General features: G+C 41.1%; 13 protein-coding genes. All 13 read right to left on the bottom strand.

Features of this window, described 5'->3' with window-relative positions:
* Nucleotides 1-278: 278 nt before the first annotated feature.
* Complete coding sequence (gene ldcB, locus AC5FEC_RS03040) at nt 279-1,061, bottom strand: LD-carboxypeptidase LdcB/DacB (RefSeq protein WP_493661257.1); 783 nt, start codon at nt 1,059-1,061, stop codon at nt 279-281.
* Between the two features lie 3 nt (nt 1,062-1,064).
* A complete protein-coding gene (locus AC5FEC_RS03045; RefSeq protein WP_493661258.1) occupies nt 1,065-2,786 on the bottom strand; it encodes a TcaA second domain-containing protein in 1,722 nt (573 codons plus the stop codon).
* A gap of 25 nt (nt 2,787-2,811) precedes the next feature.
* The gene (locus AC5FEC_RS03050; RefSeq protein ID WP_493661259.1) at nt 2,812-3,948 is read right to left on the bottom strand and encodes a DUF6574 domain-containing protein; all 1,137 of its coding nucleotides are present in this window, start codon (nt 3,946-3,948) and stop codon (nt 2,812-2,814) included.
* Nucleotides 3,949-4,270: 322 nt separating this feature from the next.
* Nucleotides 4,271-4,855, bottom strand: a complete 585-nt coding sequence (locus tag AC5FEC_RS03055; RefSeq protein WP_493661260.1) for a GrpB family protein — start codon at nt 4,853-4,855, stop codon at nt 4,271-4,273.
* Between the two features lie 76 nt (nt 4,856-4,931).
* On the bottom strand, nt 4,932-5,669 hold the full coding sequence (locus AC5FEC_RS03060) for a DUF3307 domain-containing protein (RefSeq protein WP_493661261.1): 738 nt from the start codon (nt 5,667-5,669) through the stop codon (nt 4,932-4,934).
* The gene (locus tag AC5FEC_RS03065) at nt 5,666-6,331 is read right to left on the bottom strand and encodes a SatD family protein (protein WP_493661262.1); all 666 of its coding nucleotides are present in this window, start codon (nt 6,329-6,331) and stop codon (nt 5,666-5,668) included. Before AC5FEC_RS03065 ends, AC5FEC_RS03060 begins: the two co-directional genes overlap by 4 nt.
* Before the next feature lie 91 nt (nt 6,332-6,422).
* On the bottom strand, nt 6,423-6,740 hold the full coding sequence (locus AC5FEC_RS03070) for a TfoX/Sxy family protein (protein ID WP_037618014.1): 318 nt from the start codon (nt 6,738-6,740) through the stop codon (nt 6,423-6,425).
* A gap of 150 nt (nt 6,741-6,890) precedes the next feature.
* A complete protein-coding gene (locus tag AC5FEC_RS03075; RefSeq protein WP_493661263.1) occupies nt 6,891-8,411 on the bottom strand; it encodes an ABC transporter permease/substrate-binding protein in 1,521 nt (506 codons plus the stop codon).
* Complete coding sequence (locus AC5FEC_RS03080; RefSeq protein ID WP_037618010.1) at nt 8,404-9,132, bottom strand: ABC transporter ATP-binding protein; 729 nt, start codon at nt 9,130-9,132, stop codon at nt 8,404-8,406. Before AC5FEC_RS03080 ends, AC5FEC_RS03075 begins: the two co-directional genes overlap by 8 nt.
* A complete protein-coding gene (locus tag AC5FEC_RS03085) occupies nt 9,125-9,979 on the bottom strand; it encodes an SDR family oxidoreductase (RefSeq protein ID WP_037618108.1) in 855 nt (284 codons plus the stop codon). Before AC5FEC_RS03085 ends, AC5FEC_RS03080 begins: the two co-directional genes overlap by 8 nt.
* A 17-nt stretch (nt 9,980-9,996) precedes the next feature.
* Entirely contained in the window at nt 9,997-10,446 is a 450-nt protein-coding gene (locus tag AC5FEC_RS03090) for a MarR family winged helix-turn-helix transcriptional regulator (RefSeq protein ID WP_037618008.1), read from the bottom strand.
* A gap of 68 nt (nt 10,447-10,514) precedes the next feature.
* Complete coding sequence (locus tag AC5FEC_RS03095) at nt 10,515-11,267, bottom strand: protein-ADP-ribose hydrolase (protein ID WP_493661264.1); 753 nt, start codon at nt 11,265-11,267, stop codon at nt 10,515-10,517.
* A complete protein-coding gene (locus AC5FEC_RS03100) occupies nt 11,255-12,067 on the bottom strand; it encodes an SIR2 family NAD-dependent protein deacylase (protein WP_493661265.1) in 813 nt (270 codons plus the stop codon). Before AC5FEC_RS03100 ends, AC5FEC_RS03095 begins: the two co-directional genes overlap by 13 nt.
* Between the last annotated feature and the right edge of the window lie 14 nt (nt 12,068-12,081).

Here is a 12,081-nt window from a genome sequence, read left to right on the forward strand (position 1 = left end):
TGCATGCCCTTTTATGGCTCAAAAAGTGTTAAAAATAAGACAGTAACCTCGGAATAGCTACTGTCTTATCTCATTTTTCACTTAAAGCCTTGACAGACTTGACAAATGGTAGAAAAGAGCCCAAAAAAGCTTAGAACCGTTTGTAAGGGTTCTAAGCTTTTTTTCTTATAGATAATCAACTGCTGAATCAGCAAAACATCGTTTTGTTCCTAACCATAAAGGTTATGGATTTCATAGGACTCCTTATTGGCATCATTCGTTGAATCATCCAAATTTTTTTAATCTACGTAATTTCCACCGGTAAAGCCGTAATACTCTTCCAAGGATAGGCCAGACTCCGCTATTTCCTTGGCTTCTTTCCCAACATAGCGCAAATGCCAACTTTCTGGCATATACCCTGTAGAAGATTCCTTCCCAACTGGATAACGCACGACAAAGCCATATTTATGAGCATTATCCAAGAGCCACTGGCTTGCTCCAGCTTCTTGCACTAGATTTCCACTGCTATCAATCAAATCAAAGGCCAAGCCTGACTGGTGCTCACTGTAACCAGGTCTTGCTGAATATCGGTCTGCCGCTGCCTGACCATCTTGATTGACATAGCTTTGATAGAGACCGACTTGTGTCTTATAACTACGAAAACCACTGTACTGATCACTGATGGCGTAGCCCTGATCCCGCATGGCAGCAATTAATTTTAATAATTCTGATTTTGCTGTGGCATCTTCCCCAGGATTATAGTTGGGAGACAAAGGATAATGTTTATTAACAATAACAATTTCATCATACTTCCCTTTTATACTATAATAACTTCCATTGTAAGAAACACCTTTATCTATGGTCTTAACTTGACCAGAATGAGCTATTTCTTCTTCCTCATTCTCTCCTGATTTATCTGTACTATTAGAGCTAATTTGAGATTCATTAGAAGACTCACTCACTTTAGTAGAGAGCTCTTTACTAGTTTCACCGCTGTCTTCAGTTTTTTTATGAGAAGAACAAGCTCCTAGAGTTAGTATCGTTAAACTGAGTAACATTAATTTTGCATATTTGTTCATCATCTTCTACTCCTCTGATACTTGTATATCATAAATAACAAAGCTATTTCCTACTGGCTTGAGGTAGTAAACCTTGTTCTTACGATTGACGCTGTTTGGTGTGTTATCGATATAATACACTGTAAAATCTTCATAGGTCGTGACAATATAGGAACCCTTTTCTTCTCTGACTTCTCGAATTTCAAGAGCTCCCGGCTTGTAGTAATCGATCTTCGCCTTCTGGACTCCACCACCGGTAGTCCAGTTAACCATTTCTTTATAGGCAGCACTAGAGGTATCATAATATTTAGAGAAATAGTTAGAGCGACTGGAAACTGAGTCGAACACTGCGCTCCGATAATCACTGAGAAAAATAGAAATCTGAGCTTTTTTCTCTTCCTGTTTCCGTTTTTCCTCTTCTTTAGCTTTTTGACTTGCTTCCACTTCCTTGATACGTTTTACAACATCGTTAGATACTGTAAGAACAACTTCAATTCTATCATCTTTTGCCACTACTTTTTCCTTATTTGTAGTAAAGCTGACATCATTCATAGAAAAATTAGCATAAACTTCTAATTCCTGATCAGGGATAACCTGAACTTCAGGAGATAGACTGTCGCCAGCTTCCTTGCCATTGACGATAATCTTATATCCTGTCGCTGTTGAAGTTTCCTTTGGCATAGTGATATTGAGCTGTTTCTTTTCAGATTTTAGGCTGAGATCCAGCTGATTATCCTTAGCCTTGTCCAAATCTAGCTTTATCTTGGTTTCAACATTGCCAATCTCCGTTTTTCCTTTGAGAAGAAAGTCCTGCTCGGTAAAATGGAAATCACCTATTTCAATCTGCGTATCCTTTTTCAAGTTAATTGTTTCTTTATCGCCGGGTTTGATAGTCGCCCCATCAAGATTCGTCGTGATACGGACCTTGACCGGATAGGCAAGCATTCGATACTCTTGAAAGATTCCGAACTTTTTGCTTGTTTTAGCAACACCGAGGATTTGATTGTCATTTTCATCAGTGAAACTAGACTCGCCATTGGATTTTTCAATATTGCCCAACTCAGTCTCGATATTAATATCTTTTCGGTTCAGATAAGAGATCAGGTTCTTGGCTTCTGCCCGAGTCCATTTATCACTATCTGTAGAGAGCAGACTAGCTACTTGGTCATAGTTTTTATTCTTGATTGCCATGGCAAATTTATCCGTCACCGCTTTAACTCCAGTAACCGAACTAAGGTAGAAGAAGGATCCTATCAGGGAAATCAAGATTAGTAGGCCCAAGCCGGATAAGACCACTTTTTTCTTAAAAATCTGCTTTTTGTCCTTTTTAATATCTAGCTGGCTTGGATTATTTTTTTCAGTCAATTTTGAATGAATTGGAATTGACGAGAAACCTTGACTTTGAGCCATCTGAAACTCTTCTGGACTAGGCTGTCGCTTAAAAGCCTCTTGAAAGGCTGTCAGCCAGATTTCCTGAGGGGCAACTACCTGCTCAGAAGTCTGCTTGAGAGTAGACTCCTGAGCTGGCTCAAATGCTGCCTGTTCATCAACTTTCTCCTTGCCAGGAATGTCTTCTGGAGTTATTTCACTATTTGTTGGCTGTTCACTGCTTTTCTGTGAGCAGCCAGCAATGGATTGAATGCTTTTTAAATCAAAGTCTACCGCTTTAGCAGCCATAAATTCCTCAGGGCTAGGTTTGCGACCAATAGCCCCTTCAAAAAGTTCCACCCATTTTTCTTTTGTTGCCATCATATTCTCCCTTGTTTAGTCTCTTTTATAGTCCGCTAAGCATTACCATAGAAATTAAGCCACAGATAAAGACAATCACTCCATTTACCACAATAGCTAGCAGGTATTTGTAGAATGGATCTAAATTAGAATTGTTCTTAGAGAAAATGAGAGCAAAGGTGGCGCCGATACCTACTAAAAGAATAGCAGCAGCATTTAGTAAGATACCCAAAGCCAGCGCTTCTAAAAGATTCATCAATACCGCTAGTGTGATGATTGGTAAAACAATTGCATAAAGACGGCCATACCAGTCAAAAGCTTTGTTAAAGGTAAAGCTATCATCTCTGTAAATCAAGTGCTTCACGACAAAACCGCCTAAGATAATGGAGAAAATAGAAAAAGCTGCTGATAAAACGGACAGAAAGAAATGCTTGAAATCAAATGACGCACTGCCAGCTAGATGAAAGGGTACAGCTGAGTATACATAGCTAGCTGTACGGAAAATAGAAAGATAGAGCGAGGTTCCACTGAGAAAACTCAGTAGTCCCAAGGCTATGTAGCCATTGCTGGATTTTGTTTCCACTTCAGAAGTCGGTGATTTCCAAGCTGAAAGCAACCAAGCCCAAAAAGCTTTCATTGTTTGTGAAAACTGATTTTGCTGAAGCTGAGTATAATGAGCTTGCTGACCAAACGGCTCTTGAGATCCATTTTGAAATGCTTGCTGCTGTTGATAGGCTTGCTGATTATATTGTTGTTGACCAAACTGTTGCCCCTGACCATTAAACTGCTGTTGGACTGGGTTGGGCTGGTTATGGTACTGCTGTGGATGGCTTTGAGGCTGACCAAACGACTGCTGAACTTGCTGAGGGTTAACATAAGTCTGCTCAGCATACTGCGCTTCTTGCTTAGGCATTGCTTGGTTAAATGCTGGCGAGCTAAAAGGTTGCTCAGCAACAGTTTGTGAGACTACTGTCTCTGATGCCAGAGCAGAAGCATTTACCTGAGGACGGCCCTGTTCAGCTTCAACTGTGGGATTCGTCTGAGATACTGTAAATTCGGGAGTTTGAACTGATTCAGATTCCGCCTGAAATTCCCCTGCTGCTAGAGCTTGGGCAATTTCTTCTTCAGTCGCTGAACGGCCATTAATAGCTTCAAAATAATCTAACCAATCTTCTTTTTGCATAAAAACCTCGCTATAATTTTTATATAACTATTATTATATAAAAAGACTGCTTAAATTTCAATGTCCCTTGTCTTCTTCCGTGTTTATCCTTTGTCAATTTGTCAATTTTCCCAAAATTTCTCCCTACTCTTTTCTCTATACTGATGGATTGAAAAACTTGCTGGTCAGGGGATTGTCAAGTATGCACAAATCTACTGCCCCAGCAAGAAGTAGCAATCCTAGGTTTTAGCATCATTCAGTCCATCAAACCTAACTGTCTCTTAGTTTGCTGAATTGATTAACGAAAAAGTAAGTAAGCGTCAGCATAAACCAAGAAATTACACTAAAAATCATGGCTTCTTTCATATCTTCCCTCATAAAGCTTTTTGGCCTTTTGAGTGTACTGTTTAATGAAATCCCTTTTAGCTTCCGTATAAGCATCACGATTGTGCTCGTACTTTTTCCATAAGATTAATTTCAACTGCTCGTAGTCTTTGGCGACAGCTGGATGGTCTTGCAGATAGTCTCGGAAATAAAGTTCATCATGGTCTCCATAGTAGCGCAGATGCAAGTGGAAAACCCGCTCAGCAAAGCCTTGAAGTGTATAGCCCTTGTTAAAAGACATGCGGCCTTCTGACTCTGACATAAGTAGGTAGCCTTGCTCCAGCAATTCTCTCTCAATGCTCTCCATATCTTCACTTCGAGGAATTTCTAAAAGAATATCAATAATCGACTTAGCCCATATCCCTTCAATAGATGTGGAACCGATATGATGCATTTTAAATAACTGATTTGGTGGCAAAAAGCTTTGTATTCTTCTGCTTTCCTCCACATACCAAGCTGACCAGTCCTTATTGTGCTCCTCTAAGAAAATTGGGAACAACTGCCATAATTCTTCTAACGACATATCTTCTAAGTTTTTGGCCATGTGCCTTCTCCTTTCTTTATAGAAAATAAGAATTAAAGTAAAGGCTGAGAAATCTTACCCCAGCCTCCATTTTTTATTACCAATAAAGCAAGCCATAAGTCAGTAAAACGCTGATCATGCTAAAGAGTGAGCCAATCAGATAGTATTCTGCAAAGGACTGGCTTTCTGAAATCTTATTATAGCGAGCGATAGACTTAGCCGTAAAAACTAGCCCAATGGCAGTAAACTGCCTGAAAATAAGGGAAAGTCCCATAATCATGCGCTCCAAAATCCCAATCATGGCACCAGCTCCTGCGATAGTCTCTCCACTGTCTTCCCCCGCCTGATACTTGCTGAAGAAGAGTTTAAAGAGGATATTGACCGGCTTACCAGTAAGGGCGAAGAAAAAGAAAGCCTGCAACATAAGATAGTGTTCGGACAGCCAGCGAGGAGCCGAAATTTGCTGCTGTCGCAAGAGAAAATAAAAAGCAAAAATGCAGACCACATGCAAAATCTGATCCATCAGAAAAGCAAACTTTTGCGCATGGTGACGGACAATCAAAGAATTTAATCTGTATTTCAAAAAGTCGATAAGTGCATGGCTGAGCCAGACCAAGGCGAAATATAGCAGATACTTAGGTAAAATTATCCCCAAGAGTAATAGAGGTAAGAGAACAATTCCCAAGTGGAGAATTAAAAAATTTAGCCGTCGACTTTTGAGGTCGGCCATCTTCTGACTTTGAAGCTGAAAATCAGCTAGCACATGAGCCAGCAAAGTCAGTACAAGAATCGGATTCTGCATGAAAAATTCTGAAAATCCCATAAAATTTGTCATTGTTCAGCCTCCTTTGCGGCCTGTAGAATCATTTTCATAGCTAAACGGCGATTTCTCAGATAGATCTTCAGTCCAGACGACTTGAGCCGCTTACTCAGCGCACTGGGACTAATCTGCAGCAGCTCTGCTATTTCCCCGTGAGAAAAATTTTCATCATAGACATATTCCATGAGCATCTGCTCCAAAACTTCTCTCTGACTGCTATTCCACTTACTCTGGATAAAGGACGCAGCCGCCAGCACCGTATTGACCGCCTGACTGAGCTCTTCATCGCCCAAGGATACCGCCAAACGACTGCTGCCATAATCATTTTTCTCATGGACTGCGTTAATAGCTGCGCGTGCCCTCCAGTAGGCCGGACCGTCGGCACCAATACTCTGCTCGCGATTGATCTCGGTCACAATCTCACCCAGACCAAGTCCAAAGCGAATCGGGTGGGGAAATCCTAATGCAATCTGATCAATGAGTCGCATGACTTCAGGATTAGGGCGCAACAAAGCCTGAAACTCATCTCCTGTCGTTACCGTGAAAGGTGACACCAGATAATCCTGATAATCCTGATTTAGCACCGCCATCATGTCCTGCAGGTCCTTCTGGGCTTGCTTACGATTTTTTAGCTGTTTGGATTCAATTAAATCTCCAATAAGAGCAATATAAAGCATACCAAACCTCCTTTAAGTCCATTATAAAGGAAAATTTTAAAAATGTCTATTCAAACGGCAATTTTTTAGAATATCTATTGTAAAGGAAAGACTATTTTTTCTTTTTAGCTGTTGGTAATGCAGGGTAGGCTGCTTCAATCAGATTACAGAGAAAGGCAGCATCTTCTACTTCTTTTATGTGAAGCATTGGTTTTGCGCCTGGATAAGGAGACTCATAAATCGGATTTTCAAAAAAATCCAGAGCTGGCTGGACCGGCTTGACCATCAGGCGATTGTCATAAATCCCGCCGAATAAGCGCCCCCGATAATAGAGCAAATACTCTCCCATCATCTTGCGAAAGCTAATTTCTTGCCCTAAGCCCTCCAGTTGCTTCAGAATAAAATCCAAATATTCTTGACTAGATGCCATCGAAACACCTCCATGCATTAATACCTTATTATACCAAAAATAGATGAAGATTTCCTGACTAAGAGATCAACTCATCTCCTCCAATCCGTAGTCTGGCTATCCTCAAGTAAGCAAAAAAGCTAGATCTTACAAGTCTAACTCTTTTACTTATTATTTTTTTAAAAGTCCTTCCTTGACCAGATAATCGCGCGCGACAGCTTCCGCTTTTTTACCCTCAATGCCGACTTGATAATTCATCTGGCTCATCTGGCTTTCCGTAATTTTACCAGCCAGCTTATTGAGAATACCTTCCAACTCAGGGTGTTTTTCGAGCAATTCAGCCTTCAGGAGAGGTGCCCCTTGATAAGGTGGGAAAAGGTGTTTATCGTCTTCTAAAACTTGTAAATCATAACGCGCAAGTTCTGCGTCAGTCGAATAGGCATCCGTGATTTGAATATCACCCGACTGGATAGCTTGGTAGCGAAGGGCTGGCTCCATGGTCGCTACATTAAGATTAAGACCATATAGAGATTGCAAACCCTTGTTTCCATCTTCACGGTCGTTAAATTCTAGGGTAAAGCCCGCTTTGAGTTTATCCTGAACCGCCTTGAGGTCGGAAATCGTTTTAAGATTGTATTCTTGAGCGATAGTCTTTGGCACTGCAATCGCATAGGTATTTTGATAAGCCATGTGATTGAGCAAGATTAGATTGTCTTGTTTTTTGATTCCATCACGTGCTACTTCAAAAACCTCTTCTGCATCATTGCTGACCTTTGGAGTAGGCTGCAAAAGAGTTCCAGTAATCGTACCGGTAAATTCAGGATAGATATCAATATCACCTTTTTTCAGAGCTTGATAAAGGAAGTCGGTCTTCCCAAAATTAGGTTTGACTGTCACAGTCATATCCGTATTTTCCTCGATGAGGAGTTTATACATATTCATAAGAATCTCTGGCTCTGGACCTAATTTCCCAGCAATAACCAGATGATCCTTCTCCTGCTTGGGAATTAGACTCGGTGTGTAAGAAGCGCCGAGGCCGAGGATTAAGACCGCAAAAGCTGTAAATACTGTGCGAAGCTTAGCCTTTTCCATCCATTTAAGGAGACTGTTGAAAAGAATAGCCAAAACTGCCGATGAAATTGCTCCAATCAAGATTAGACTGGCATTGCGACGATCAATTCCTAGAAGGATAAAAGAACCTAGTCCACCAGCTCCGACAAGAGCTGCTAGAGTTGCTGTTCCGATAATCATTACCGTTGCCGTCCGAACTCCTGATACGATGACGGGCATAGCTAGAGGCAGTTCAAACTTCTTGAGTCGCTCCCACTTGGTCATCCCAAAGGCAATTCCAGCTTCTTCTAAACTAGGATCAATCCCATTCAAGGCTGTGACAGTATTTTCTAAAATCGGGAAAATAGCGTAAATCACCAGAGCAGTCAGTGCCGGCAGTGTACCAATCCCCATAAGAGGGATAAAGAGTCCCAACAAAGCCATTGAAGGAATGGTTTGAAAGATTCCCGCAATTTGCAGCACCCAATTGGCTGCTTTTTTGTGACTATGAAGATAGATAGCGAGCGGAATGGTCAGGAAGATGGCCACTAGTAAGGTCAGAAGAGATAGCTGGAGATGTTGCCCTAAGGCTGCCAACCATTCACCAAAGCGCTCCTGAAAGGTAGAAAACAAATTAGCCATGTTGAACACCTCCAAATAAATCTGCTACGAAGCTGGTCGCAGGTGCAGATAGGATTTCCTCAGGTGTCGCCACTTGACGAATCTTCCCATCCTGCAGAACAGCAATCCGATTCCCCAACTTTAAAGCCTCGTCCGTATCATGGGTCACAAAGATTGTCGTCATCCCAAATTGGTCATGAATACTCTTGGTCAAGCTCTGCAATTGCTTACGCGAGATAGCATCAAGAGCTGAAAAAGGCTCGTCCATCAGTAGGATTTTGGGTTGGGCGATAATGGCACGGACAATGCCCACCCGTTGCTGCTCACCACCAGACAGCTCACCCGGCATGCGCTGAGCATAGTCTTCTGCAGGTAAGCCTACTAGCTCCAGCAATTCATAGGTCTTCTGCTGAATATCTGCTTTGCTCCATCCCTTCATTTCAGGAATGAGAGCGATATTTTCTGCCACTGTTAGATTGGGAAAGAGGGCAATAGCTTGTAAGACATAGCCAGTAGAAAGGCGCAACTCACGCTCATCATAGTCCTTAATGCGCTTGCCATCCATGTAAATATCGCCATCCGTAGGTTCCAAAAGGCGGTTGATCATCTTGAGCATGGTTGTCTTACCGGAACCAGAAGGACCCACTAAAACCATAAATTCACCATCCTCAATCTGTAAGTTGACATCTCTCAAGACATCTTTTTCTGTATAGCGTAGCGCTACATTTTTATATTCAATCATGTTCTTCCTCAATAAGTTTTCTGTCTCTAAGAATATCCAATAGGCTACTTGCTGGATACCCTAGGACTTTTTCGATATCTGTTGAAACCCCAGCTTGTTCCCCAACTTTTATAGCTGTATAGGTACTGACCCAGGCATCGTACTCCCAAGTTTGTGCTGGCCATTTTTTCCGTGACTCATAGGCTTCTTCTACTGATTCATCTACATACGTGATTATTTGTTTGGTTGCTCTTGAAAGGAGTGTCGCGATCTCTTCCATGGAAAGATCCTCTGGTCCTGTTAGATTCAAGGTTTGATTTTCCCATTTCTTAGCATGTAAGAGAATCTCCGCTGCAACCCTAGATGTGTCCTTACGGGCAACAGCTGACACAAGGCCACTGCCGACCGGACCACGAATTTCTCCATTTTCAAGCGCAATATCAATAAATAAGTCCAAGTAAAAATTATCTCTGAGAAAAGTGTAGGTGAATCCTAACTCCTTGATATAAGCCTCTGTCTGGGCATGATCCCGAGATAAGGTAAAAGTTGCCTTCTCATCTGCCCCATAAAAGGAGGTATAGACGATATGCTGCACCCCCGCTAGCTTTGCAGCATCCAAAAAACTCTTGTGTTCCTTTACACGCTCTGGATTTTCCCGAGCAGAGACCATCAACAGGACATCGATACCCTTTAAGGCCTCAACCACCTCTGGAGTATTGGCATACACCATCTTACGGATTTCCGCAGACGCATAGACTTTTGCACGCTCAGGGCTTCGTGCTAGATGGACGGAAGCGATTCCTTTCTTGTCGACAAGATCAGCCACATAGGAGCCTAATTTCCCTGTTACACCCGTAATACCAATCATAAGCATTTTCCCTTCTACTATATTTCATTTTCTTTAGCTTTTAGATTTGAGATAATTCGCTCTTGATAAGCCTCAAATTCTCGGATTTCTTGATCAGAAAAGCCTTGGTAGAAAATATCGCCCAACTCTTTACTAACACGATCTCCAATTTCCTTTTGTACCCAACCCAATTCGGTCAAACTAACAAATTTTCTTCTCTTATCTTGAGTACAAGGTTTTACAGTAACCAAGCCTTGGTCTTCTAACTTCTTAATCATGCTGGTCAGGGTATTGTTAGCTAGTCCTGAAGCAAGGGCGATATCCGTAGCAGTTGCTCTACCATCTTCTTTTTGCCAAAGCACTGTTAAAATTTTCCCTTGTTCACTTCTGTATTGAGCTTCTGGTTCCTTCCTCAATAGTTTTTGAAAGATACGCCCATTCAATAAACGAATCTGTAGAGCTTGATAGCCCCCTATCATCTTATCCATTTCGTCTCCTTTTTCTTCTATATCGAACTTTATAAAGTTATTGTAATCATTTTTATTACATCTGTCAACTATTTCGATTTAGAAATAATCTCTTTATAGATGTTTAAATCTTCATCTTTAAATACATTAAAGACAATCTTGATTTGAGGATGTTTTATCATAAAATCTTGAACTGTCTTCACTGCTAACTCTGCAGCCCGTTGATTTGGAAAATGAAATTCACCAGTACTAATGCAGCAGAAAGCTAAACTTTCAATCCCATTTTCAACAGCTAACTTTAAACATGACTGATAAGAAGAAACCAATAAATCCTCGTCATTTTTTCTCAGTTCCTTTTGAACAATAGGACCAACTGTATGGATAACATATTTAGCAGGTAAATTATAAGCCTTTGTCAACTTAGCTTGCCCAGTAGGCTCTAAATGCCCCTGTTCCTCCATCAATTGATAACATTCTAAGCGCAACTGCAGACCCGCTTGGGAATGGATTGCATTATCAATACAGCGATGATGAGGAATGAAACAGCCTAAAAGCTGATGATTAGCCGCATTAACAATAGCATCAACCTTCAGGATCGTAATATCTCCCTGCCAGAGATAGAGGTTAGGCGCTACCTCCTCCAGTTCTAAAAGCAAGGTCTGCCCCTTCTTTTCCGCCTGCTCTTTCAGATAAGCATCCTGTAAATCCCAAAAATCTGCAGGGAGTTCTTGTGGCTTCCAAACTGTCCTTAGAGCCTTAAATAGATAATCACATTCCTCTTTGCTTTCTGGGATAGGGATATCTGGTGCCAAATAGTGAATCAATTTCTTTACTCTTTCCATGCTGCCAGTACCTCCTTGATGTCTTGATTAATCGTGATGATGCCTTTTTTGGGTTTGTCTTCTATATTCAAACGAATCAAACTAACATTTGGAAAGTAAATTGTCATTCTTTCAAAAGGATATTTGATAATTGTAGGCGTATTGTAGCCAACTCCAAGTTCAAGTAAGACTAATTTCTTATCTTCATAGCGCTCTACAAATTTTTGTAGAGCCTCTTGTTCTTGGTGCCAGAGCGTCGTTTCTACAAAGGTTGAATCAATCCGCAAATGCATATTCATGGGTGCCTGACAACGCGGACAATACGGAATCAACTCACTTGGAATCTTTAAATTTTGACTTGCCTTCACCATTTTCTTGATAGCTTCCTCGTTTGAGTATACTTCTTGATGACAAGGAACTGAGCATTGAAACTCGCCATAGTTCCCCTGAATTTCAAACAATCGCTCTCGATCAAATCCAGCCTTTTCAAACTGACCGTCCACATTCGTCGTCATGACAAAATATTCCTTATCTTTTACAAGATTATACAAATCCTGATATAGAGGCAAACTTTCGCCATAACTGTTTAATAATACATGTCGTGACCAATATGCCCACTTTTCTTCCAAAGTTTGAAAAGGATAAAATCCAGCAGAATACATATCAGTCATTCCATATTTTTCTATATAGTTTGAAAAATGTTGCTGAAATCTCTGACCTGCATAATCTAAACCTGCAGCGGTTGATAATCCAGCAGCAGCCCCTATCAAAACCGCATCTGCCTCATCCAGTAATTTCTTTGCTTCTTTAACTTGATTCATTCCTTACTCCAATT

The sequence above is a fragment of the Streptococcus sp. STC1396 genome (assembly GCF_058933875.1).

What these genes read in the sequence shown, in the direction of transcription:
- AC5FEC_RS03080 (WP_037618010.1), bottom strand. Translation starts at nt 9,132, where the DNA reads ATGATTGAATATAAAAATGTAGCGCTACGCTATACAGAAAAAGATGTC.
- AC5FEC_RS03095 (WP_493661264.1), bottom strand. Translation starts at nt 11,267, where the DNA reads ATGGAAAGAGTAAAGAAATTGATTCACTATTTGGCACCAGATATCCCT.
- AC5FEC_RS03055 (WP_493661260.1), bottom strand. Translation starts at nt 4,855, where the DNA reads ATGGCCAAAAACTTAGAAGATATGTCGTTAGAAGAATTATGGCAGTTG.
- AC5FEC_RS03060 (WP_493661261.1), bottom strand. Translation starts at nt 5,669, where the DNA reads ATGACAAATTTTATGGGATTTTCAGAATTTTTCATGCAGAATCCGATT.
- AC5FEC_RS03045 (WP_493661258.1), bottom strand. Translation starts at nt 2,786, where the DNA reads ATGGCAACAAAAGAAAAATGGGTGGAACTTTTTGAAGGGGCTATTGGT.
- ldcB (WP_493661257.1), bottom strand. Translation starts at nt 1,061, where the DNA reads ATGATGAACAAATATGCAAAATTAATGTTACTCAGTTTAACGATACTA.
- AC5FEC_RS03085 (WP_037618108.1), bottom strand. Translation starts at nt 9,979, where the DNA reads ATGATTGGTATTACGGGTGTAACAGGGAAATTAGGCTCCTATGTGGCT.
- AC5FEC_RS03070 (WP_037618014.1), bottom strand. Translation starts at nt 6,740, where the DNA reads ATGGCATCTAGTCAAGAATATTTGGATTTTATTCTGAAGCAACTGGAG.
- AC5FEC_RS03090 (WP_037618008.1), bottom strand. Translation starts at nt 10,446, where the DNA reads ATGGATAAGATGATAGGGGGCTATCAAGCTCTACAGATTCGTTTATTG.
- AC5FEC_RS03100 (WP_493661265.1), bottom strand. Translation starts at nt 12,067, where the DNA reads ATGAATCAAGTTAAAGAAGCAAAGAAATTACTGGATGAGGCAGATGCG.
- AC5FEC_RS03075 (WP_493661263.1), bottom strand. Translation starts at nt 8,411, where the DNA reads ATGGCTAATTTGTTTTCTACCTTTCAGGAGCGCTTTGGTGAATGGTTG.
- AC5FEC_RS03065 (WP_493661262.1), bottom strand. Translation starts at nt 6,331, where the DNA reads ATGCTTTATATTGCTCTTATTGGAGATTTAATTGAATCCAAACAGCTA.
- AC5FEC_RS03050 (WP_493661259.1), bottom strand. Translation starts at nt 3,948, where the DNA reads ATGCAAAAAGAAGATTGGTTAGATTATTTTGAAGCTATTAATGGCCGT.